Source organism: Paenarthrobacter aurescens (assembly GCF_025421775.1).
Taxonomy (GTDB): domain Bacteria; phylum Actinomycetota; class Actinomycetes; order Actinomycetales; family Micrococcaceae; genus Arthrobacter; species Arthrobacter aurescens_B.
Genome location: NZ_JAOEFX010000004.1, coordinates 222,855 through 244,609, shown reverse-complemented (window position 1 = coordinate 244,609; position 21,755 = coordinate 222,855). Strand labels below are relative to the sequence as shown.

Genomic DNA, 21,755 nt, shown 5'->3' with positions numbered 1-21,755 from the left:
GCCGGGTCAGATGCCGCTCTCAGCGTCGAGGCGGCCTGTCCGGACTGCGCGTTCCAACTCCGCATGATCCTTCTCGGTCTGGTCGGCGTAGCACTTCGCCCATCCCGCCATTGCCTTGTCGAACACGTCCGAACGGCCCAAGTAGCCTGCGATAAACGCACTGCCGGGGGTTTGGGAATGCGCGCGGGCGAGCACTCCGCCGCACAGCCGGGCGTAGTCCGTCAGGGGCCCCGGGCCCAGCTGATCCACCGCGAAGGAGCCCTTCATGTCGCGGAATTGCCGGACGAAGTAGTCGCGCAACTGGCCATCGGTCTCCACTGTGTTGCCTACCCATCCAAGGAAAGGGTCTGACTGCGCCTGCATGATCCGTTGCCCGGCCACGGCGCGGTAGCCCTGGCCAAAGTTCGTCAGCAACCGCACGACATCGGAGGACGGCCGGGCACCACCATGGCTCTCCAACACCGAACGTTGCACCTCCTTGGCTTGCAGGAAGAGCGGCTCCCCGGACGGTCCCAGCATCAGGATCACCCAGCACCGCGTGCCCACGCTGCCGACACCGACTACCCTCAGCGCTACGTCGACTAGCCGGTACTGGCTTACCAACACGGCAGTATCGGCCCGCAACGAGCTTCGGTACAGCTCGAAGAGCGCGCTCACGCGATCCAACGTCGCTGTTTCCGGGTGGTAGACCAGCGGCCACTGGTCCACGATCCTCGGCTCCCCGTGGACAGTTTCAGCCGTCATCTTCGCCAGGACCTGCTCCGAGGTGCGTCGCTTGGCTTTCTTCATGTCCTTGTCCAGGATGCCTGCCGATGCCATGGTCGCCGTCAGGATGTCCGTGTCGACTTGGAAGTAGTACCGTTCCGCGGCTGTTCCCTCGAACAACCTCCGCATGGCCAGGCGGTACGAACGTGCAGCAGCTTCTGCGGCGGTGCGGCACTGCTCTTCGGAGTGCCCGCTGTTGCGTCCGCTCAGCCAGATACTTGCCGTGAGCCTCTTGACGTCCCATTCCCACGGCGCCGGGAAGACCTCGTCAAAGTCGTTGAGGTCGAAGACCAAGCGCCGCTCGGGGGACGCGTACAAACCAAAGTTGGCCAGATGCGCGTCGCCGCAAGCCACCACCTGATGTCCGGAAGTCTGCTCATGGGCAAGGTCGCCCGCCATGACGGCAGCGGCTCCCCGGAAGAAGGCGAACGGCGTCTGCAGCATCCGCCCAACACGAACAGGAACCAAGTGCGCCAACCTCGAGGTGTGTTGCTCCTCAAGAATGGCCACGGGGTTTCGCTCCGGCGTCGCGAAGATCCCTTGGGCGCTGCGCGGCAGCGATTCCCGGGCGGCTTTCCCACGGGCATGGTCTTGGTCCGCGGGGCTCCAACCACCATTGACGAGTGGGCTCATGTCCCAAGTGTGGCATTCGGCCCGACTTGGGTGAACCATGTCCCTATGGGCACCGTCACCGAATATCTGGAGAACGTCAGCGAGGGCAATCGCTCGATTCTGGAGCGGATTGTGGGGATCGCCCGCGAGTTGGCCCCCGACGCCGAAGAAGGCGTCAGCTACGGAATGCCCGCGCTGACGGTTGATGGCAAGGGCTTTCTGAGTGTGCTCGAAACCAAGAAGCACCTGGCACTGTATCCGTTCAGTGGACAGATCCTGCCGGAAATGTCGGAGGAGCTGGGCGGTTACTCCTGGTCGCCGGGGACGTTGCGGTTTTCGGCGGACAACCCCGTGCCGGACTCACTGGTGCGCCGGATCCTCGAGACGCGGTTGGCAGCGATCCGGAAGTAATCAGTGCTTCGCTGAGACGTCCTGCGAAATGGCGTTGGCTGTGGCCACCACTTCCTGTCGCACTGACTCGAGGTACGCGTCCGGGTCCGGCTGCGCTGCGACCGCTTGGGCCTGCAGGGACACGTTGATCGCTGCGACGTTGTCGCCATTGTTGTGGTTCCATACCGGCGCCGCGATGGACATCAGTCCGATTTCGAGCTCCTGGTCGAGCAGGCACCAGCCTTGCGCACGGACGCGCTGGACGGCGGCCCTCAGGTCGGGCGCGCTGGCAACGGTTCGCGGCGTGAGGGCTTTCAACTCAGCCCCGGCCAGATAAGCCTCAAGTTTGGCCTGCGGCAATCCGGCGAGCAGGACCCGACCCATGGACGTGGCGTAGGCCGGGAAGCGTGTGCCGACTGTGATGCCGACGTTCATGATCCGGCGCGTGGCGACGCGGGCCACATAGAAGATGTCCGGGCCGTCGAGGACCGCGGCCGACGTCGACTCCCCCAGTTTCAGGCTCAGCTGCTCCAGGTGTGGCTGGGCCAGCTGCGGCAGGGACAGCGCCGACAAGTAGGAGTAGCCAAGCTGCAGCACCTTGGCCGTGAGCGCGAAGGTCTTGCCGTCGGTGCGGACGTAGCCCAGCTCAACCAAGGTGTGCAGGAAACGGCGTGCCGTGGCGCGGGTCAGGTCCGTGCGGGCTGCGACTTCGCTAAGCGTCATCACCGGGTTGTTCGCGTCGAACGCCCGTATCACCGAAAGCCCGCGGGCCAACGACTGGACATACTGGTCGCTGGCCTGCGGGGTAACTGCGGAGTCGGTCATGGTTACCAATCCTAGGGTGCGTTGCGGGGCCTGATCTGCGCTTTTGGTTCAAGAAATAGCGCGCAGAGCGGGCCTCTCAACGAGGAGCCCAAACTTGCGGGGCCTACTCCGCCTTTTTCAACGGCAGGGGTACGAGCTCCTGGATTTCCTCGAAGGTGCAACCGAACGTCTCGCGGACGGTGACGCCGTCGGGTCCGGTGAGGAAGACGGCTTTGTCCGTGTACACGCGGGTGACGCAGCCGACGCCGGTGAGCGGGTACGTGCACTGCTCCACGAGTTTGGACACGCCCTCACGGGTCAGCAAGGTCATCATCACGAAGACGTCCTTGGCACCCGTTGCGAGATCCATTGCGCCGCCAACGGCGGGGATGGCGTCCGGGGCGCCAGTGTGCCAGTTGGCGAGGTCGCCGGTGGCGGATACCTGGAACGCGCCGAGCACGCAGATGTCCAGATGCCCGCCGCGCATGATCGCGAACGAGTCGGCGTGGTGGAAGTACGAGGCTCCGGGCAGTTCGGTGACGGGGATCTTGCCGGCGTTGATGAGATCGCCGTCAATCTCCTCGCCTTCAGCGGCCGGGCCCATGCCGAGCATCCCGTTCTCCGTGTGGAGCGTGATGTTCTGTTCTTCGGTGAGGTAGTTGGACACGAGCGTCGGCTGGCCAATGCCCAGGTTCACGAATGAGCCGGGCACGATGTCGCGGGCCACCAACTGGGCGAGCTCGTCGCGGCCCAACGGCTTCTCGGAGGTCTGGATGCTTGTTTGGGTGCTCATAATCAGGCCACCTGTTCTGCGCTGGAACCGCCGACGCGGACCACGCTGTTGACGTAAATACCGGGTGTCACCACGTTCTCCGGGTCCAGGGAACCGGTGGGCACAATCTCCGATACCTGCACGATGGTGTGCTTGGCAGCGGCGGCCATGATCGGGCCGAAGTTGCGGGCGGTCTTGCGGTACACGAGGTTGCCCTTGCCGTCGGCTTTGAGTGCCTTGATCAGGGCGACGTCGGCGTGGATCGGCGTTTCGAACACCTGGCCCCGTCCATCGATAATGCGGGTTTCCTTGCCCTCAGCCAGCGTGGTGCCGTAACCGGTCGGAGTGAAGAATCCACCAATACCCGCGCCCGCGGCCCGGATGCGCTCAGCCAGGTTGCCCTGCGGGACCAGCTCCAGCTCGATCTCACCGGCGTGGAACTTGGCGTCGAAGTGCCAGGAATCGGACTGCCGCGGGAAGGAGCAGATCATCTTGCGGACCCGGCCCTCCTTGATCAGCAACGCCAGGCCTTGGTCGCCCTGGCCGGCGTTGTTGTTGACCACGGTCAGGTCCTTCGCGCCGCAATCCATGAGGGCGTCGATCAGTTCGAACGGCTGCCCGGCGTTGCCGAACCCGCCGATCATCACCGTGGAGCCGTCCTTGATGCCGGCGACAGCCTCGCCAACAGTGTCAATGAAATTCAGCATGATCCTTAGACTCCTTCCGAAACACCGGCAGTAACGTTTTCGAGCACCACAGCCAGGCCTTGGCCCACGCCGATGCAGATCGCCGCGACACCCCAGCGTTGGCCGGAAGCCTGCAGGGACCGGGCCAGGGTGCCGAGGATGCGGGTACCGGAGGCACCGAGCGGGTGGCCCATCGCGATCGCCCCGCCGTGCTGGTTCACGATTCCGGGGTCGATCCCCCACGCGTCAACGCATGCCAGTGATTGCGCGGCGAACGCTTCGTTAAGTTCGACGGCGCCCACCTGGTCCCAGCCGATGCCCGCCTTCGCGAGGGCCTTGTTCGCGGCCTCCACCGGGGCGAAGCCGAAGAACTGGGGGTCGTTGCCATGCGCACCGCGGCCGGCGATGCGGGCGAGGGGCTCCATGCCGAGGATCGAGGAAGCAGCTTCCGAACCGATCCACGCCGCCGAAGCACCGTCAGACAAAGGCGAGGCGTTCCCGGCGGTGACCGTACCGCCGTCGGGCCCGGCAGCCTCGGGACGGAAGACGGTCTTCAAACCAGCGAGCTTCTCCGCCGAAGAACCGGCACGGATGCCCTCGTCCCGGACAAGGTCGGTGCCCGGCACCGCTGTCACCAAAGCATCGTAGAAGCCTTCGTTCCACGCAGCGTCGGCCAGGTTGTGCGAATCCGCAGCAAACTGGTCCTGGCGTTCCCGCGTAATCCCGTACTTCTCGCGCAGCCGTTCCGTGGCCTCGCCCAGGGAGATGGTCCAGTCCTTGTTCATGGCCGGGTTCACCAAACGCCAACCGAGCGTGGTGGAGGCCAAGGTCATGTCACCGGCCGGGTAGGGCTTGGACGTCTTCGGCAAAACCCAGGGCGCACGGGACATGGATTCGGCGCCGCCCACCAGCATCAGCTCAGCGTCGCCGGCGTTGATCTGCCGCGACGCAATGATCGCCGCATCCAGGGACGAGCCGCACAGCCGATTGACCGAGGTTCCCGGAATGGACACCGGCAGGCCAGCCAACAAAGTGGCCATGCGGGCAACGTTGCGGTTTTCCTCGCCGGCACCGTTGGCGTTGCCGAACACGACTTCGTCGATCCGCTCAACATCCAGCCCCGGCGCCCGGCGAACGGACTCACGGACCACGTGCGCAGCAAGGTCATCGGGACGGACCGCAGCAAGGCCGGAGCCGAACTTACCAAAGGGAGTGCGCACGGCGTCGTACACAAAAGCCTGGTTCATGGGTTTCACTTTCTATCTGCCCAACTGAGTGGCAGTTCAGGCCGTTTTCAGCGTTCAGAACGACCTGAAGTGCGACTCAGTTGGGTTCGTTGGAGGGGGAAGCCGCGTCGATCTCGGCGAATACTTTTTGGGCCGTTTTGAAGGCCGAATTGGCCGACGGAACACTGCAATAGATAGCTGTCTGCAGCAGGATTTCCTTGATCTCGTCCCTGCTCAGGCCGTTGTTGAGGGCCGCCCGGACGTGCATGGCGAGCTCCTCCCAGTGACCGTGTGCCACCAGCGCTGTGAGGGTGACGGCGGAGCGCATTTGCCGGCTCAGGCCGGGCCGCGTCCAGATGCCACCCCAGGCGATCCTGGTGATCATGTCCTGGTAATCCTCGGTAAAGGAATCCTTGTTGGCGTTCGCGCGGTCCACGTGCGCGTTTCCGAGCACTTCACGGCGGACCACCATGCCGGCGTCGTAAATGTCCTGCGTAGTTGCGTCGGGCTGAACAGCACCATTGTGCTGGGATTCAGGGGTCATCGTCCGTTCTCCTTCATGAAGGTGCGCATCAGTTCAGCCACAGCTGCCGGCGCCTCGGCGGGCGCGAGGTGACCTACGCCGTCGAGCGTTTCAGCCGTGGCGGTACCGCCGCCCGCGGTGATGCCAGCGGCAACAGCTTCAGCGAACGACGGCGGAGCAACCGTGTCCTCGCTGCCGGCGATCGCCTGGGTTGGAACAGCGATGCTGCCGAGCTGCTCGCGCACGTCGAACGCAGCGAGGGCTTCGCAGCAGAATGAGTAACCAAAGCGGTCGGCGTCGCGCAGGGAGTGCAGAAGTCGGCTGCTGATTTCCGGCTGGCGGTCCATGAAACCGGGTGCGAACCAGCGTTCCGCCGAGCCTTGGATCATCACGGGAGTGCCGAGTTTGCGGACGGTCTCCGCGCGTTCCAGCCAGCCTTCCGGTGTGCCCAGCTTGGCACCGCTGCACTGGACGGACAGGCTGTTCAGGCGGTCGCCGTGCTTGATGCCGAGCTGCAGGCCGGTGGCCCCACCCATCGAAACACCCGCGTAATGGAACTTCGCGCCGGGGCTCACAGAGTCAACAAGGTCGACGACGGCGTCAGCCAGTTCCGCGATATCGAAACCTTCGGTGACGGTCGGCGAGATGCCGTGGCCGGGGAGGTCCCAGCCGATGACGTCATAGTCATTGCCCAGGAGGGCCGCGGTTTCCGTCCAGAGAATCGTGGAGGTGCCCAGCGACGGACCCACCACCAGGAGCGGCTTGGCTCCCAATTCGCGCTGCGGGGACAGCAGCACGGCCTTGACAGTTGGCTTAGCCACGAATGGCTCCTTTCGATGGGTTTCCAGGATTTTCGGCTGGCGCGGAGAAGTGCGGGTAAGCGGCGAGGATGCGGCGGCTGATCTCCTGGGCTTCGCCGAGGTAGCTCGCCGGGTCCAGCAGCGCATCAAGCTCCGCATCGGACAGTTTGTCGGCAGGGACGGCTTCGCGCAGCAGCTTGGTATAGATGCGGGACTGTTCGGCGGCGGGTGCCTTCAGGGTTTCGTCGACGACGCCCTGCAGCTTCTGCTTCCCGTCCTCCCCGAGGAGAGGTGCGACGCCGGCCGCCACACCTTCGCTGAGCAGCAGCGGTCCAGAGATTTCGAGGTTCCGGCGCATGGCTTCCGGGAAGACACGAAGGCCTTCCGTGAGCTCGAGAAGATGTCCAGCGGCTCCCAATGCCAAGGCGAGGAGTTGGCGCAGGGCCGGCCACTCGCTGTGCCAGGCACCGTCGGGGCGTTCGTCGTTGAAGGTTGCCGCCGCGAGGTGCAGTTGCGACGCTGGACCGGGCGCCTGCAATGCCGCGCTGCGGACCAGCACGGACAGCACCGGATTCTGCTTCTGGGGCATGGCCGAGGAAACTCCGCGGCCGGCGGCCAACGGTTCGCCGAGCTCGGCAACTTCCGGGCGGCTCAGGAACAGGAGATCGGCGGCGATCTTGCCAAAGGAATCGACCAGGGCAGCGAGCCCATCGCCGAGGGCCGTGATGGGCAGGCGGTTGGTGTGCCAGGGCGCGGGAGCTGGCTCAAGGCCCAGCTTGGCAGCCAGCGCATCAGCCAAGTCGAAAGGTGTGGAGGCAGAACCAGCAGTCAGCTTCGTGGCCGAAGCCAGCGTTCCGCCCGCCCCGCCGAACTGGACCGGCAACTCGAGGGACTCCAGCCGCGCAGCCGCAGCGGCCACGCTCTGGAACCACTGGGCGGCCTTGAGCCCGAAGGTGTACGGAAGCGCATGCTGCGTCAGGCTCCTGCCCACGCACAGCGTGTCCGCATGCTGCTCCGCCAAGGTAGCGAGCGCCGTCGTCGTGCCCTTGACGTCGACCAGCAGCGCCGTGACGGTGCGGCTGGCAAGCAGCATGAGGGCGGAGTCCAGGACGTCCTGGCTGGTCAGCGAGGTGTGGACAGCTTTACCGGCGCCGATTCCGGTGGTGTCCAACTCCCGGACGCGGGCGCGCAAGTCACCGAGAAGCGGAATCACCGGGTTTCCGCCACCCTGGGCGCGTTCCGCTACCGAAAGCATGTCGTAGGAACCGGCATCGGCGGCTTCGGCCACCACAGCAGCGGATCCGGCGGGGACAAGTCCCGCGTCCTCGAGGACGGCAGCCCAGGAGGCTTCGACGTCGAGGATCGCCGCGATCACGGCATGGTCGCCCGTCAGCGCCGCCACAGCGGGCGACGCCGAGACGGGGCTAAGGAGGCCGAAGTCGCCGTCGGTCATGCCTGGTTTTCCCGTGCAGAATGGTCCGCGTTGACGCTCGTATCCAAGGAACCGTCCTTCTGGAAATCCAGGAAGACGGTCTCGTCGCCACCCTGCAGACGGATGTCCCAGGTGAGGCCGCCGTCAGGATCGCGGCGGGCGATGAGCGTCTTGCGGCGCTCAGGATCCAAGGAGCTCAACAGCGGATCGTTGGCCAGCGCTTCCTCGTTTTCCGGCAGGTACACGCGGGTGAAGAGGCGGTTCATGAGGCCGCGGGCGAAGACCGCAACTGAAATGAACGCCGCAGCGCCTGGTGCCGTGGGTCCGGGGTTGACCGTGGTGAAGGTGTACACGCCGGAGTTGCCCACGGAGCCGCGGCCCCAGCCGGTGAAGGTGTAGCCGTCGCGGACCAGGGAGCCGGTGCGCTGCACGATGTTGCCCTCGGAGTCCGGCTGCCAGATCTCCAGGATGGCATCCGGGATGGTGCTGCCCGAGCCGTCGTAGACGGTGCCCTGCAGGCGGATGCTGCCGGGGCTGCCCGGAGCCAGGAGTTCGTTGTCCTTGTTAAAGGGAAGCGCGTAGCCGTAGAAGGGACCAACGGTCTGGCCCGGTGTGGGTGTCAGCTTGCTCATGTGCCTACTCCTCGTCCCCGGCGTCGCCGTAAGCTTCGTTTTCCGTCCAGGTCCGCTTGGAACCGGTCAGGATGATGTCCCACTTGTACCCGAGCGCCCATTCGGGGCTGGTGAGTTCGTGGTCGTACTCCGCCACAAGTCGGTCACGTGCATCCTGGTCCACGATCGACTGGTAGATGGGGTCCAGCGGGAAGAGCTGGTCACCAGGGAAGTACATCTGGGTGACGATGCGCTGCGTGAACTCCGAGCCGAACATGGAGAAGTGGATGTGCGCCGGACGCCAGGCGTTCAAGTGGTTCTTCCACGGGTACGCGCCGGGCTTGATGGTGGTGAAGCTGTACGAGCCGTCGTCACCGGTGATGCAACGGCCGACGCCGGTGAAGTTCGGGTCCAGCGGCGCCGGGTGCTGGTCGCGCTTGTGGATGTAGCGGCCAGATGCGTTGGCCTGCCAGATCTCCACGAGCTGGCCGGCAACCGGGCGGCCGTCGCCATCGAGGACGCGGCCTGCGACGATGATGCGCTCACCCTGGGGTTCGCCGTTGTGCTGGATGGTCAGGTCCGATTCCAGGGCGTGCACATCCTGGTGGCCGAACGCGGGCGAGTAGAGCTCGATGGTCTCCGGGTCCGCGTGGTGCAGGCTCTTGGTGGGGTGTCGCAGGATGCTGCTGCGGTACGGTGCATAGTCCAGGCGTGGCATGGTCTCGGGACCCCTGCCGTTCTTCAGGGCCTGGGCGTAGCGGTCCCCGATGGTCTTGATCTCAGCACTGAGATCCGCCTGGGTTTCCACCTTCTTGGAATGGTGGGCGGCGTGTGGCTCAGCGGGCGGCACGAGTTCCTCGGATTCAAGCGCCTGTGCTGTCTGTTCTTGCGGCACGGCCGGCTCCTTTCGGTTGATGGTTCTCTTGGTTTGCGGGGCGGCGGCGGGTTACACCCGGTGGAGCGAGTCGTATTGGACGGCGTGGCGCACTGGAGCGTTGGGCGCCCCATAGCCGTCGTAGTTGCCGCGGCGCTCCACCATTTCGAAAAACACACTGCCCACGGTGGCGGTGTAGAAATGGAGGAATTCGCCGTTGGCGTCCCGGTCATACAGGAGGTTGAGCTCCTTGAGGGTGGCCAGGAATCCGGGTTCAAGATCGAACCGGGCGTCCAGGTCCTCGTAGTAGTTGGCCGGAATCTGCAGGAACTCAAGGCCACGCTCGCGGGCTGACCTGGCCGTGGCCACGAGGTCGTCCACGGCGAAGGCGATGTGTTCCTGGTACGTTTTGCGTGCTGTTTCCTGGGCTTGCTGGGCGGGTGCCAGGTTGAGGACCAGCCTGACCGTCCCGTCGCTGGTCTCCATGACCTGCGAGCGAACCAGGCCGCTGGGGCTGGGGACCTCGGCGAACGGCTGCGGTTCCAAGGCCAAAGCGCTGGTGTAGAAGAGGACAGCTTCGTCAAAGTGCTGCCAGGGCTGGGCCAGGTTCACGTGGTCGATCACGGCGTTCTGCGCGCTGGAAACCTGCTCCAGCCCTTCGCCGAACTCGTGCGTCCATGCCGCGGTGCCGTCCGGGCTGCCCTGGCAGAGGAAGATCTCGGTGGAGTCCGGGGCGGAGATGCCTTGGAAGACTTCCTCGTCGGCCTGGACTTTGCGGGCCACCACGGGCGCCTTGAGTTGCTGGGCGCGAGCGGAGGCAATCACTGGAGAGTCGACGTCAAACCCCAAAGCGGCGATAGCCGGTTCCGCGTGCGATGCCGCTTGCTCGTTGATGATCACGCGGGCCTGGCCCATGGTCCAGAGTTGGACATCCTTGGTGCGGTGACGGCCTTCGAACTCGAAGCCCAGCTGGCCCAGGAGCTTCTCCAGCTGCGCGGTGTCGTCGGCCTTGACCTCGGCGAAGTTGAAGCCGGCGGGTTCGTTCACCTTGGGCAGCGTGGCCAGTTCCATGGGATAACGACGGCGGGACGCGCTTCCGTTACCGGCGGCGGTTTCTGTCCCGGCTTCCACAGAGGTGCTTGCCAACCATTTGGCGCTCTGCTCCTCCAGCCAGATCAGGGAGCGCATGGCGTCGACAGCGGTGCGCTCGGTGTCCGCCTGACGGAAGACGTCATTGAAGACTTCCAAGGACACCGGGCCCGTGTAGCCCGCGCGGACAACGTGGCCCATGAACTTGGCGAGCTCGAACTGGCCTTCGCCTGGGAACACACGATAGTGGCGGCTCCAGGACAGAACATCCATGGAGAGCTTGGGGGCGTCCGCGACCTGGACGAAGAAGATCTTCTCAGAGTTGATCTGCTCGATCGGCGCCGTGTCCCAGTCGCGGGAAAGGATGTGGAAGGAGTCCAGGCACGTTCCGAGGTTGGGGTGGTCCACCATCTCCACCAGACGGTAGGCGTGCTCGTAATCGTTGACGTACTTACCCCAGGCCAGGGCTTCGTAGGCAACTTTGACGCCGTGATCCCCGGCCAACCCGGCGAGTTCCGCCAGCTGGGAGGCGCGGAGTTCGTCGTCGTCGATGGTTGCCGTGGCTACGTTGGAGCAGACCAGGATGGTGTCCATGCCCAAGCGGGACATGAGCTTGAACTTGGCCTCGGCCCGCTTGAGGTTGGCCTTCAGCAGGTCCGGAGTGACGCCGTCGAAATCCCGGAACGGCTGGTACAGATCCAGGCCCAGGCCGAGGTCCGCGGCCATCTTCCGGACTTCCTCCGGACTGTGCGGGGACGTGACGAGGTCCTGCTCGAAGATCTCGATCCCGTCGAATCCCGCGATGGCACAGGCCTGCATCTTCTCCTTCAGCGTGCCGGACAGGCAGACCGTGGCGATTCCGGTGCGCATCAGTGGCCCGCCTTCGTCAGCTCCGGGGCCAGCGCAGCTGCTGCGTCTTCCCCCGCGATCAGTTCCAGGAAGTGTGCGCGCATACGGTCACGGTCTGGTTCGCGTCCTGTGATGAGCTTGAAGGAGTCGGCCGCCTGACCGACCGCCATGCGGCCGCCGTCGAGCACGTCGCAGCCCTTGGCGCGCGCTTCGCGCACCAGTTGCGTTTCGATAGGGCGGTAGACGATGTCAGCCACCCAGTGGCGCGGTTCCAGCAGTGCGATGTCGAGGGGAAGGCCGGGGTGGGCGGCCATGCCGATGGGAGTGCAGTGCACCAGGCCGTCGGAGAGGGGCATGATCCCGCTTAGTTCCGCAGGAGTCCTCGGCGTGACGGTGGCTTCCGGGAAGAGCCCGCTGAGTTCAGCGGCACGTTCCGCAGCGCGGGCAGGGTCCATATCCACAAGGTCCAGCGTGCTGACGCCTGCTTTGAGGAGCGCGTAAGCGACGGCCGAGCCGGCGCCGCCTGCACCGAGCTGCACTACGCGATCCAGTTTCGCGTTCGGGAGACCGGATGCGAGCGCCGCGCCGAAGCCGGAGAAGTCTGTGTTGTGGCCAATAAACCGACCGTCCTGAATAAGGACCGTATTGACGGCACCGAGGCGACGGGCGTCGTCGGACATTTCATCAAGGTACTCAAGCACCAGCTGCTTGCACGGGTGCGTGATGTTCAGGCCGTTGAATCCCATGCGCTGCGCTGCGGTGAGGAGATCCCCGACGGCGGAGGCCGGCAGCGCGAGTTCCAGCAGGTCGATGGGGCGGTACAGCAAGCGAAGGCCCTGCACATCGGCTTCGCGTTCGTGCATGGGCGGCGTGAGCGAGGGCATGACGCCTTCGCCTATGAGGCCCACCAGAACGGACTCGGCTCGGTTGCTCATCCTAAAGCTCCTTTGACTTCAGCACCGCGGGCTCTTGGCGCTTTGTGGGGCGCCGCCTGACCGGGGTGTTATTTAGATTACTACAAGTGTTCATATTCCGCACGCATGTTCTTATCGCGAACAATTGCCGTGCAGTTCGCTCGTTGCGGGGCCCACTCTGCACGCAATAACGCGTGTTTGGCATGTAGAGCGGACCTCACAACGACGGGTCATCGCCGGGGCAGACGGGCCGCGAGTTCAGCCGCGGCCTCCTGCAACGTGGGCACGTGCGCGATGAGCTCCTCCATGGTGAGGCGGAAGACCGGCACGGCAGTGGCGAGTGAGGCGAAGGCGTGACCCTGGGAATTAAGGACCGGTACGGCGACGGCGCGCATGCCGATCTCGTTCTCTTCATCCATGACGGCGTACCCCTGGCGACGCACCTGCTCGATTTCCGCCCGGAACTTGTCGCGGTCGGTAATCGAGTGCTCGGTGAGCGGATCCAGCGGGAGTTCCTCCAGCAGGCGCTTCCGCTCGATCTCGTCCTCGAAGGCCACAATCGCCTTACCCACGGAGGTTGTGTGCAGTGCACCCAGATGGCCGGGATCACTGGTGACGCGGAAGGTCTTGGGGCCATCCACCTTGTTGACCGTCAGATGATGGTTGCCGTCGCGGACGGACAGGATGGTGGCCTCATGCGTGCGCTCGGTGACGCGCTGCAGGACCGGCAATGCAGTGGCGGCGAAGCCGTGGTGATTGGACACGCGCTGGCCGAGCTGGAAGACGCGCAACCCCAAGTGATAGCGGCGACCATCGGGCTCATAATCAACAAACCCATCCCGCGTGAGCGAGCCCAGCAGGCGATAGGTGGTGCTGAACGGGAGGCTGGCACTCCTCGCCAAATCCGCGGCACTTGCCCCGCGTGGTTCATTACCCAGCAATACCAATAGGCTCAGGGCCTTGCCGACCATGTCGGTCTTTGTGTCCTCTTTCACACTCATAACCCGATGCTCTCACATAGTGAGAGTCATTTCTAGATGGTGGTGACTTCTCTTGACAAGTGACCCCACTCACAGCCACCATTGCTGTATTGCACAAGTAGCTCTCACCATGTGGTTACTTTTCGGGATGATCCGGCCGCACCTCGTTCTGGTCTTCCCATAGAAGCTAGATCCGCGACATCGTCGTCACAGAAGGAACCTCCCATGAGCCAAACAATGCCGTCAGCGACGCCAGGCACTGAAACCACCACAGGAACACCCAAGAAAGCCGCGCTTGCAAGCTTCCTGGGCAGCGCCGTCGAGTACTACGACTTCTTCATCTTCGGCTCGGCCGCAGCCCTGATCTTCCCGCACGTGTTCTTCCCATCCGCCGATGCCAACGCAGCCATCATGTCGTTCGCGACCTTTGGCTTTGCATACGTCGCCCGTCCCGTGGGCGCCGTGATCCTGGGCCACTTCGGTGACCGGATCGGCCGGCAAAAGGTCCTCATGTTCACCTTGGTCCTCATGGGTGCCGCTACCTTCGTGATCGGCTGCCTCCCCGACTTCAAGACCATCGGCTGGTGGGCCCCCGTCCTGCTGGTTCTCGCCCGGCTCTGCCAAGGCCTCTCGGCAGCTGGCGAGCAGGCCGGCGCCTCGTCCATGACGCTGGAGCACGCCCCGGATAATCGCCGCTCGTTCTTCACCTCGTGGACCCTCACCGGCACACAGGGTGGCCAGATTCTTGCAGCCCTCGTGTTCATTCCCGTGGTGGCCCTGCCGGACGAGATCAAGTACGGCATCGGCTGGCGCATCCCGTTCTGGCTCAGCGCAGTGGTGGTCTTGGTGGCCTTCTTTATCCGCCGCACGCTGCACGAGCCGCCGGCATTCGCTGAAGCCAAGAAGAACAACCAGATCTCCAAACTGCCGGTTGCCGACCTCCTTAAGCTCCACTGGCGCGACGTCCTCCGCGTGGTCTGCTGTGCCTTCATCGCCGCAGTGAGTACGGTCTTTGGAACCTTGGCCATCAAATACGCCCAGGATGTTGCGGGCGTCAACAGCACCATCACGCTCTGGCTGGTGGTCGTGGCCAACGTGGTGGCCCTCGGAACACAGCCGCTGTTCGGAATGCTCGCAGACAAAATCGGCCGCAAGCCCGTCTTCATCTACGGGGCTTTCGCCAGCGCGATCATGACTCCGGTCTTCCTTCTGACGCTCGAGTCGGGCATGGTGCCGCTGATGTTCCTGGTCTCCGTGGTGTTCTTCTCCTTCGGCTACGCAGCCGCCAATGCCGTGTGGCCGTCCTTCTACGGTGAAATGTTCAGCACGAAGGTCCGCTTCTCCGGCTTGGCCATCGGTACGCAGCTCGGATTCCTCATGGCAGGCTTCGCCCCGGCAATCGTGACCGCACTGGGCGGCACCAAGCCGGGTGGTTGGGTGCAGATCTCCATCTTCACCGCAGTGATCTGTGTCATCGCAGCAGTTTCGGCCATGACGGCCCGCGAGTCTGCAAAGACACCCACCGCGGAGCTCGGCCTGCACAAGCAAGCGCAGCACGCCTAACACTGACGCTCCTGCCCGGTTACTGGGTCCGGAGAACCAAAGGCCCGGAATGTCACCTGACATTCCGGGCCTTTCACTGTCCAGGACCCTGGGCGGCCGGAGGCAACCGGGAAAGAGCGCTTATTTTGATGTGGCTAAAGCCTCAGCCGACGAGGCCATGGAAAAGCTACCGCGGGTTCAGCGCCACCGGTTTGAACGCGCCCCGGCCCGTCCCGGAGTACGTCAACAACGTTCCGTCCCCGGCCACGCCCACCAGGGACGGATCGCCTGTACCGGTAAACGCGTTGCCGATGGCCGCGAAGGTGGTGAACATATTCCAGCCCGAGCCCAGGTACTGCCGGGCGAGGAAACCCCCGCTGCCGTTGCCCGGGTAGAGCCAAAGTGCGCCGTCAGTCCCACGGGCCAGTACGTCTTCCCTGCCATCGCCGTTGAAGTCGCTGCCCTGCATCACCGCGTTGAAGATGTTCCAGCCGGTGCCGATTTGCCGCCACGGCTGGAATCCGCCCGCGCCATTGCCCGGGTACAACCACATGCTGCCGTCAGCGGCCCTCGCCAAAATATCGGCGCGGCCGTCACCCGAGAAATCGCCCGGCGCCAGCAGTTCCGTGAACCCTTGCCAGCCCGTACCGATCTGCTTGCGGGCCAGGAATTGTCCCTTCCCGTCGGTGGGATACAGCCATAGCGTCCCATCGGAGGACCTGGCCACAAGATCGGGGTGCTTATCGCCGTCGAAATCCCCGGCACTGAGTACCGCCGTGAAGACGTTCCAGCCCGTCCCGAGCTGCACGCGCGGCAGGAAGCCGCCCGAACCGTTGCCCGGGTAGAGCCACAGGACGCCATTGGTGCCGCGCGCCAAAATGTCAGCGACAGCATCGCCGTCGAAATCCCCGGCTTCCCAGACTTGGCTGAATTGGTTCCAGCCGGTGCCGATCGCCAGGCGGTCGGCGAAGCCGGCGCCGTCACCCGGGTACAGGATCATGGACGCGCCCGCGAGGACGTCGGCACGCTGATCGCCTGTCAGGTCCTGCCCGCCGACGATGTCGCCGGCGCCGTTCCAGCCACTTCCGACGGCGGCACGCGGCAGGAAGCCGCCCTCACCATCGCCGGGGTAGACAAAAAGCGTGCCGTCGTTGGCCCGGGCCAGCAGCCCCACCGGTCCTCCGCCGAAGGACCCGGCCGGGGCCAGGCTGTTGAACGAATCCCAACCTTGACCGATCATTGCCCGGGCAAGGAAACCACCAGAGCCGTTGCCCGGGTAGAGCCACAGGCGGCCGTCAGGGTCGGACGCGATCACGTCCGCACGGCCGTCCCCGTTGAAGTCCCCCGGAGCCACTAACTGGGTAAAGCCCTGCCATCCGATGCCAACCTGGCTTCTGGGTAGGAATCCGCCCTTGCCGTTGCCGGGGTAGAGCCACAGGGCACCGTCGCTGCTGCGTGCCACAATGTCCGCAAAGCCATCCCCAGTGAAATCGGAAGTGCCCAGAACGGCGTTGAAAATGTCCCATCCGGAGCCGATCCGCACAGAATCCTCAAGGCGGTTCCCGGGCAGGCCCGCGAAAAGGAGCAAGGAGCCGTCGGCTTCGCGGGAAATGACATCGGCGAGTTTGTCGCCGTCGAAATCGCCTGCTGAGAACCGCATGCGGGTCTTGAGCTTGGGATCAGCGTTGATGGTGACCGTGGCCGAGGTCGACGAGACGGAATTGATGGTCACCTTGGTGCCCGTGTAGGTGGTGAATGTGCTGCCAGCCTGCCACGCGTGGTTCTTTGCGTAGTAGGGCTCGGAGAACGGAACGGTCGACGGCATGAGGATCAGTGACGAGGCAATGGTGGCCCCGCCGCGCTGGACGATTTTGACGCCCCTGTTGCCGCTCTGCGTCGATGCCGAAAGGTAGTTGTCGTACCCAGCCGGTTGCCGAAGCTCAAGGTAATAGACCTCGCGGCTGATGGGATCCGTGAACTTGATGGCCCGCTGCGCCTCAGTGCCGCCCCATGGCTTCAAGGTGTAGCTCTTGACCCCCGACGCAACGCCGACATCGCGGATTTCGTCGCCACGGCCCAGCCCGGCGAAGTCCCACAGCGTGGAACTCACCACGGGCGAGGTGTACTGCGCAGCACCCATGATGTCCGTGGTGTCGCCGTACTCGCGGATGTAGCAGGAAGAGTCGGTGAAACGCCCGTTGCTGTCCACCCCTACGTCGGAAGCACCGCTGCGGCACTGCAGTGCGTCCGCGTGCATCAGGCCGATCACGTGCCCGAATTCGTGGCTCATCACGTTGTTGGAGAAGTTGCTGATCTGCGGCATCAGGACGCGGCCACTGTAGCTGCCGCTGCTGTAGCCGGCGCCCAGCGCATTCCCGGACAGCGTTGCCGTGGGAACGAAGATCACCAACGCCGTGTAAGGGCTCGCGGACCACTTCAGCTCACTGGTGATGGTGGACATGATGGTGCTGTAACTGTCCGTGGACTTCGCCTTGGACTGGTGCCCGGCAACCTTGCTGGCAACGGACATGGACAGCTTGTTGGCCGTCATCGCTTTCCAGTAGCTGCTGGTCGCAGCCACAGCCTGCTCGGCACCCGCCATCGAAACCGGGTTGGTGTTGTCCGCCAGCTTGGCCGTCACCAGCCGGACGCGGATATCTCCGCCCGGACCGGCGGCCAGCGCCCCGTCGCGGAGGAGGGAGTCGACGTCGGCCTGTCCCTTTGGTGCGTTATCAACGGGTGGCGTCTCGAACGTATGCTCCGAGTGCGGCGTGCCCTCCACGAACTGGACGTTCGGATTGTCCGGGCCCGGCAGGGGAACGGCAGTGGCCGGTGCCTGGACGAAAAACAGGCCCGTGGCAAACACCACCAAGCCTGTAGACAACGCGATCGATCGCCGCAAAACACCCATTGAATCTCCCCGGGGACGGAGCCTGTTGGTTCCTGTGAGTCTCAAGAACCGAGATCAGGCTACAGCCGCGGCCGCAGTGCACCCGGAAGGCAGGGCTGGATCAGCGGAAATGCAAGCAACCCGGAATGCTAACCGGACCCTAACCGCCCCGAAATACCGTGGCAACATTGGGCCGCCACACTGGAATAGCCGGCAAGTGCAGGCACAAGCTCCAGCCCAGGAGGCCACCATGTTGAAGGAAGTCACAACACACACAACACGTATACGCGCGATCAGCCAGCTCCACCGTGGAGACGAGATCGAAGCCCGCCTGTCCGTGGGACCCGCCTACGATGACGTGGTCATCCGCCGCGGACAGGTCCAGGAAACCGCGCCGGGAATCGGTGTCGTCTGGATCATGGATCACGTCTCAGGCATGAGGAAAGCCATCAATACCGACGAATGCAGTGTTTGGCGCGTCGCCTGAACCGGCCTGACCCCAAACCTCACTCAGCCGCCGGCCACGGATTGGACAATCAGGACCTCCTGGCCGGCCGCAACCTCCGTATCAAGACCCTTCAGACGCCGGACCTCATCACCGTTCACGTAAATATTCACGAAACGGCGGAGGGCCCCGGTTTCATCGCGCAAACGCCTGGCCAGCACCGGATAATCTCCGGTCACAGAATCCAGCAACTGTCCCACGGTCACAGCCCCGTCGGCGGACGCAGTCAGATAGGACTGTCCGCCGACGAGTGGCTGCAGGACACCAGGCAACAGGACCGTAAAGTCAGCCACAACGGGCCTAACCAGGTACCGGGGCGCTGGATTGATCGTCCGGAGTGGGGTCAATCGACTGGGCCGCTTCCTCCACTATCACTGCGGCTTCGGCAATCACGCTGGCTTCCGCCGCAGCCAGCGGGGCTTCCACGCCTGCGGCGTTGTCCACCACGACGGCGGCCCGCACGCACAGTACGTCCGGTAGGTGCGAGGCCACTTCAGTAAAGGTCCCGCCCTCGTCGGCGCTGGCGTACACGGCACCGCCGCGCGTTCCGAAATACACCCCAACGGGTTCGGCTGTGTCTACGGACGCGGCGTCGCGCAGGACGGCGTTGTATTCGTGGTCCGGGAGTCCTGTGTGGAGTTCCGTCCACGTATTTCCCGCATCATCTGTCCTGTGAACGCTGAGCTTGCTGTCAGGAGGGATGCGTTCGCCATCGGCCTTCAACGGAATGACCCATGCCGTGCCCTCGCGCCGCGGATGCGTCAGCATGACGAAGCCAAAGTCCGCCGGCAGCCCCTCCGCGATGGAGTCCCAGTTCTCGCCGTTATCGTCCGTGCGGTACACGCCGTGATGGTTCTGCGCGTACAAACGGCCCTCGACGGCGGCATCCGCTGCGATCTTGTGAACGCACTGGCCGAACTCGGGATTGGGATCGGGCATGAAGTAGGCCGAGATGCCTTTGTTGCGGGGCTCCCAGGACGTCCCGCCGTCGAGCGATCTGTAAACGCCGCCCGTGCTCATGGCGATGTGGACCTTTTCGCCGGACGGATCCACCACGATCGAGTGCGCAGCCGCGCCACCATAGCCGGCGCCCCATTCGCTGCGGTGCGGGTGGTCCCAGAGTCCACGGTTCAGCTCGAAGTGTTCGCCGCCGTCGGTTGATTTCCACACGGAAATCGGTTCGCAACCAGCCCATACGACGCCGGGGCGGGAGTCGGCGTCGGGGTAGATCTGCCAGATGCGTTCCAAGGCGGCGTCCGTGCCGTCCGGGAATTTGATGGCACCTTGCTCGGGCTCGGTCCAGGTGGCACCAAGGTCATCGGAGTGGGCCACGGTGGGGCCCCAATGCTCGGAGCGCACGCCCACCATGATCCGGGTTTTGCCGTCCCGCGTGTCTATCCCGATGCTTGGTATCTCGCTCATCAGGAAATGCGGGCCGGAGAGGGACCACTCTTTGCGGTCCGGGCTGGTTGCCAACCACAGACCTTTCTTGGTCCCGATCGCTAAGACATAACTCTCTGCGGTATCTGCGGTTGCCATGAGTCCCATCGAACCATCAGGGCGGGTGGGTGGCAAGGGTGGAATATTTGCCCCGTTGGGGCCGGGGCCGGCATTTTCCATCGCCGATAAATCAGTACCGATTCCGTTATAGGCGTGCGGCAACATCCCCAGCAAGGATTTGATGTAGCGCTTGGCCACGCACAAACTCTCACGAGATGCCTCTGTTTTCACGTTAGGCTGGTTTGATGCTTAGTTCCGGCAAGCTCACAGAATCTCAGGCAATACGTATGACTGGAAGGCTCAGTTGGGTATTCGGCTGTTCCATGACCGGTTTAGCAATATCCTTATTGCCCGCATCGCAAAATCTGCTGCTTCCGCCACTATTGGCCCCTTCACTGGTGCTCTTGTTTTTTATGCTGGCGTCGGGCAGCATCGCAGGGTTGGCCGCGGTCCGCATCAAGAGTCCTTCGAAGTCACTGCGCAATAAGGGCTAGGGACCGCAACAGGGGCAACCACATGGCGCCGGAATCGCTCGCCCGCACCCGCTGCCTGGGGACAGCCTCCCGCCCTCCAACTGCGATCCACCTTCCCACGAACCTGAATCCAGGCGCCCTCCCTATTCACTATTGGGGCAAAACATGCTTGACTATTGGCTTTGTGGCCGAATGCCACTAGAGAAAATCTTGGGGGAACAGTGAATTACGGAAATGACAGGCAATGAGAAAAACCCGTGAAGGATCAGTGGTCTTCGGCTGGTAACGGCGTCGCGCCATGATTACACACTCATTGCAAGAGGGAGCGATAGTCCTGGACCCCTTCTCCGTAAGGATGGTCCTCGCATTGGTCACCCTGACCCTGATAGTCATTTCCTGTGTCTCGTCCCGTAGACGCTCGCCCTACGCCGAGTGGTGGAGGGTTGCCCTGTGCCTCTTTTTCGTTGGCAATGCCGCCTTCCTTCTGAATGGGACTGCCTCCCAGGTGTGGGCCAACCCGGCGGGCAAAGCGTTGGTGGTCGCCGGAACGTTCTGCGTCTGGGCTGGAGCACGAACCCTGCGGGACCGCAGGGCCAGCCCTTGGATGCTGGCGCCGGCACCCCTGCTCAGCGGCCTTGCATCGGCGCTGGACGACCCGGGAGCCAGCGTATGGTCCGGCGGTTTGGTGTACCTGTGCCTGACGACGCTGGGTATCACGTTGGCAGCCATGGAATTATGGTTCGCGAAACCTGTCAGGTCCAGAATCACCAAGTTCCTGTCCATCGCCGCCGGGCTAACCGGCATCTACTACCTGCTCCGGGCCAGCATCTTTGTGCTGGCCGGGCCGGACAGCGAAATCTTCCGCGCATTCTTCGGTTATGCACCGGCGGCCCTCATGCACTTGATGCTCCTGGTGTCTGTGTCCTCCACCATGAATACGCTCAGCAACAAACAGCTGATCAAACGTCTCCGCGAACGGGCCAATCGCGACCACCTGACTGGACTGCTGAACAGGGGTGCTTTCCTGGAGCTCGCCTCCAGGCAACTCAAGGGGCCTCTGTCACATCACGGCGCCGCCCTGGTCCTGGCCGACTTGGATCATTTCAAGGCAGTCAACGATGAACACGGGCATTCAGCCGGTGACGCCGCCCTCCGCGCCTTCGCCACCGCCTGCACCGCCTCGGTCCGGTCAACTGACCTCGTGGCGCGGTACGGCGGGGAAGAGTTCGTCCTGTTCCTGCCGGGAGCCACGCAACAGCGGGCAGAGGCCATCGCTTCGGAAATCAGTAGCCGCCTGTCCGCGATGCAGGGTCCGGACGGTCTTCCGTTCCCAACAGTGAGCTACGGCGTTACTTCAACCGGGGCGGACACTCCTGACCTGGCCTTCATGATCAACGTGGCCGACGCCGCCCTTTACAGCGCCAAAGCCCAGGGGCGGAACAGGGTTGTGGGAGCGGACCCTGTGGAAATCGAGTCAGCGCCCGAAGCCAACCACTCGCCGTCGTAGTTCAGGGTAGG

General features: G+C 64.0%; 20 protein-coding genes. 4 read left to right on the top strand and 16 right to left on the bottom strand.

Translation table 11 applies throughout. The features are described from left to right. Window positions 1-6 precede the first annotated feature (6 nt). Window positions 7-1,398 (bottom strand): DUF2252 domain-containing protein, encoded by a 1,392-nt coding sequence (locus N7568_RS10250; RefSeq protein ID WP_261609723.1) that lies wholly within the window; start codon window positions 1,396-1,398, stop codon window positions 7-9. Between the two features lie 45 nt (window positions 1,399-1,443). Between N7568_RS10250 and N7568_RS10245 the strand changes: the two genes are divergently transcribed. Beyond that, window positions 1,444-1,788 (top strand): iron chaperone, encoded by a 345-nt coding sequence (locus N7568_RS10245; RefSeq protein WP_261609722.1) that lies wholly within the window; start codon window positions 1,444-1,446, stop codon window positions 1,786-1,788. On the opposite strand, the gene N7568_RS10240 is transcribed toward N7568_RS10245, so the two are convergent. The 12 genes from N7568_RS10240 to N7568_RS10185 form a co-directional block, all read right to left on the bottom strand. Further along, a complete protein-coding gene (locus N7568_RS10240) occupies window positions 1,789-2,592 on the bottom strand; it encodes an IclR family transcriptional regulator domain-containing protein (RefSeq protein ID WP_261609721.1) in 804 nt (267 codons plus the stop codon). Between the two features lie 103 nt (window positions 2,593-2,695). Further along, entirely contained in the window at window positions 2,696-3,364 is a 669-nt protein-coding gene (locus N7568_RS10235; RefSeq protein ID WP_261609720.1) for a 3-oxoacid CoA-transferase subunit B, read from the bottom strand. 2 nt (window positions 3,365-3,366) lie between these two features. After that, window positions 3,367-4,050, bottom strand: a complete 684-nt coding sequence (locus N7568_RS10230; protein ID WP_261609719.1) for a 3-oxoacid CoA-transferase subunit A — start codon at window positions 4,048-4,050, stop codon at window positions 3,367-3,369. A gap of 5 nt (window positions 4,051-4,055) precedes the next feature. Continuing rightward, window positions 4,056-5,276 (bottom strand): thiolase family protein, encoded by a 1,221-nt coding sequence (locus N7568_RS10225; protein ID WP_261609718.1) that lies wholly within the window; start codon window positions 5,274-5,276, stop codon window positions 4,056-4,058. Window positions 5,277-5,352: 76 nt separating this feature from the next. Then, window positions 5,353-5,799 carry a 4-carboxymuconolactone decarboxylase gene (gene pcaC / locus N7568_RS10220; protein WP_261609717.1) on the bottom strand — a complete coding sequence of 149 codons (447 nt, stop codon included), beginning with the start codon at window positions 5,797-5,799 and terminating at the stop codon, window positions 5,353-5,355. Continuing rightward, entirely contained in the window at window positions 5,796-6,599 is an 804-nt protein-coding gene (locus N7568_RS10215; RefSeq protein WP_261609716.1) for an alpha/beta hydrolase, read from the bottom strand. Before N7568_RS10215 ends, pcaC begins: the two co-directional genes overlap by 4 nt. Continuing rightward, a complete protein-coding gene (locus tag N7568_RS10210) occupies window positions 6,592-8,031 on the bottom strand; it encodes a lyase family protein (RefSeq protein ID WP_261609715.1) in 1,440 nt (479 codons plus the stop codon). The genes N7568_RS10215 and N7568_RS10210 overlap by 8 nt, the downstream gene beginning before the upstream one ends. Beyond that, window positions 8,028-8,642 carry a protocatechuate 3,4-dioxygenase subunit alpha gene (gene pcaG, locus N7568_RS10205; protein WP_261609714.1) on the bottom strand — a complete coding sequence of 205 codons (615 nt, stop codon included), beginning with the start codon at window positions 8,640-8,642 and terminating at the stop codon, window positions 8,028-8,030. Before pcaG ends, N7568_RS10210 begins: the two co-directional genes overlap by 4 nt. Before the next feature lie 4 nt (window positions 8,643-8,646). Beyond that, a complete protein-coding gene (gene pcaH, locus N7568_RS10200) occupies window positions 8,647-9,516 on the bottom strand; it encodes a protocatechuate 3,4-dioxygenase subunit beta (RefSeq protein ID WP_261609713.1) in 870 nt (289 codons plus the stop codon). A 51-nt stretch (window positions 9,517-9,567) separates the two neighbouring features. Beyond that, window positions 9,568-11,454, bottom strand: coding sequence for a bifunctional sugar phosphate isomerase/epimerase/4-hydroxyphenylpyruvate dioxygenase family protein (locus N7568_RS10195; RefSeq protein ID WP_261609712.1), 1,887 nt, complete (start codon window positions 11,452-11,454; stop codon window positions 9,568-9,570). Then, window positions 11,454-12,368 carry a shikimate dehydrogenase gene (locus tag N7568_RS10190; protein WP_261609711.1) on the bottom strand — a complete coding sequence of 305 codons (915 nt, stop codon included), beginning with the start codon at window positions 12,366-12,368 and terminating at the stop codon, window positions 11,454-11,456. Before N7568_RS10190 ends, N7568_RS10195 begins: the two co-directional genes overlap by 1 nt. 209 nt (window positions 12,369-12,577) lie before the next feature. Further along, the gene (locus tag N7568_RS10185; RefSeq protein WP_261609710.1) at window positions 12,578-13,348 is read right to left on the bottom strand and encodes an IclR family transcriptional regulator; all 771 of its coding nucleotides are present in this window, start codon (window positions 13,346-13,348) and stop codon (window positions 12,578-12,580) included. 204 nt (window positions 13,349-13,552) lie between these two features. On the opposite strand from N7568_RS10185, the gene N7568_RS10180 reads away from it, so the two are divergent. After that, the gene (locus N7568_RS10180) at window positions 13,553-14,890 is read left to right on the top strand and encodes an MFS transporter (RefSeq protein WP_261609709.1); all 1,338 of its coding nucleotides are present in this window, start codon (window positions 13,553-13,555) and stop codon (window positions 14,888-14,890) included. 166 nt (window positions 14,891-15,056) lie between these two features. Here the strand turns inward: N7568_RS10180 and N7568_RS10175 are convergent, their stop codons facing one another. Beyond that, on the bottom strand, window positions 15,057-17,780 hold the full coding sequence (locus N7568_RS10175; RefSeq protein ID WP_261609708.1) for a VCBS repeat-containing protein: 2,724 nt from the start codon (window positions 17,778-17,780) through the stop codon (window positions 15,057-15,059). Between the two features lie 229 nt (window positions 17,781-18,009). On the opposite strand from N7568_RS10175, the gene N7568_RS10170 reads away from it, so the two are divergent. After that, entirely contained in the window at window positions 18,010-18,246 is a 237-nt protein-coding gene (locus N7568_RS10170; protein WP_159707992.1) for a hypothetical protein, read from the top strand. A 23-nt stretch (window positions 18,247-18,269) separates the two neighbouring features. On the opposite strand, the gene N7568_RS10165 is transcribed toward N7568_RS10170, so the two are convergent. Both N7568_RS10165 and N7568_RS10160 read right to left on the bottom strand, forming a co-directional pair. Further along, on the bottom strand, window positions 18,270-18,557 hold the full coding sequence (locus N7568_RS10165) for a MoaD/ThiS family protein (RefSeq protein WP_159707990.1): 288 nt from the start codon (window positions 18,555-18,557) through the stop codon (window positions 18,270-18,272). Window positions 18,558-18,564: 7 nt separating this feature from the next. Further along, window positions 18,565-19,812 (bottom strand): WD40/YVTN/BNR-like repeat-containing protein, encoded by a 1,248-nt coding sequence (locus N7568_RS10160; RefSeq protein ID WP_261610009.1) that lies wholly within the window; start codon window positions 19,810-19,812, stop codon window positions 18,565-18,567. A gap of 723 nt (window positions 19,813-20,535) precedes the next feature. On the opposite strand from N7568_RS10160, the gene N7568_RS10155 reads away from it, so the two are divergent. Next, entirely contained in the window at window positions 20,536-21,744 is a 1,209-nt protein-coding gene (locus N7568_RS10155; RefSeq protein WP_261609707.1) for a GGDEF domain-containing protein, read from the top strand. Window positions 21,745-21,755: the final 11 nt, after the last annotated feature.

Coding starts and splice junctions, on each gene's coding strand:
- N7568_RS10250 (WP_261609723.1), bottom strand. CDS start 1,398: ATGAGCCCACTCGTCAATGGTGGTTGGAGCCCCGCGGACCAAGACCAT.
- N7568_RS10245 (WP_261609722.1), top strand. CDS start 1,444: ATGGGCACCGTCACCGAATATCTGGAGAACGTCAGCGAGGGCAATCGC.
- N7568_RS10240 (WP_261609721.1), bottom strand. CDS start 2,592: ATGACCGACTCCGCAGTTACCCCGCAGGCCAGCGACCAGTATGTCCAG.
- N7568_RS10235 (WP_261609720.1), bottom strand. CDS start 3,364: ATGAGCACCCAAACAAGCATCCAGACCTCCGAGAAGCCGTTGGGCCGC.
- N7568_RS10230 (WP_261609719.1), bottom strand. CDS start 4,050: ATGCTGAATTTCATTGACACTGTTGGCGAGGCTGTCGCCGGCATCAAG.
- N7568_RS10225 (WP_261609718.1), bottom strand. CDS start 5,276: ATGAACCAGGCTTTTGTGTACGACGCCGTGCGCACTCCCTTTGGTAAG.
- pcaC (WP_261609717.1), bottom strand. CDS start 5,799: ATGACCCCTGAATCCCAGCACAATGGTGCTGTTCAGCCCGACGCAACT.
- N7568_RS10210 (WP_261609715.1), bottom strand. CDS start 8,031: ATGACCGACGGCGACTTCGGCCTCCTTAGCCCCGTCTCGGCGTCGCCC.
- pcaG (WP_261609714.1), bottom strand. CDS start 8,642: ATGAGCAAGCTGACACCCACACCGGGCCAGACCGTTGGTCCCTTCTAC.
- N7568_RS10195 (WP_261609712.1), bottom strand. CDS start 11,454: ATGCGCACCGGAATCGCCACGGTCTGCCTGTCCGGCACGCTGAAGGAG.
- N7568_RS10190 (WP_261609711.1), bottom strand. CDS start 12,368: ATGAGCAACCGAGCCGAGTCCGTTCTGGTGGGCCTCATAGGCGAAGGC.
- N7568_RS10185 (WP_261609710.1), bottom strand. CDS start 13,348: ATGAGTGTGAAAGAGGACACAAAGACCGACATGGTCGGCAAGGCCCTG.
- N7568_RS10180 (WP_261609709.1), top strand. CDS start 13,553: ATGAGCCAAACAATGCCGTCAGCGACGCCAGGCACTGAAACCACCACA.
- N7568_RS10175 (WP_261609708.1), bottom strand. CDS start 17,780: ATGGGTGTTTTGCGGCGATCGATCGCGTTGTCTACAGGCTTGGTGGTG.
- N7568_RS10170 (WP_159707992.1), top strand. CDS start 18,010: ATGTTGAAGGAAGTCACAACACACACAACACGTATACGCGCGATCAGC.
- N7568_RS10160 (WP_261610009.1), bottom strand. CDS start 19,812: ATGGGACTCATGGCAACCGCAGATACCGCAGAGAGTTATGTCTTAGCG.
- N7568_RS10155 (WP_261609707.1), top strand. CDS start 20,536: ATGATTACACACTCATTGCAAGAGGGAGCGATAGTCCTGGACCCCTTC.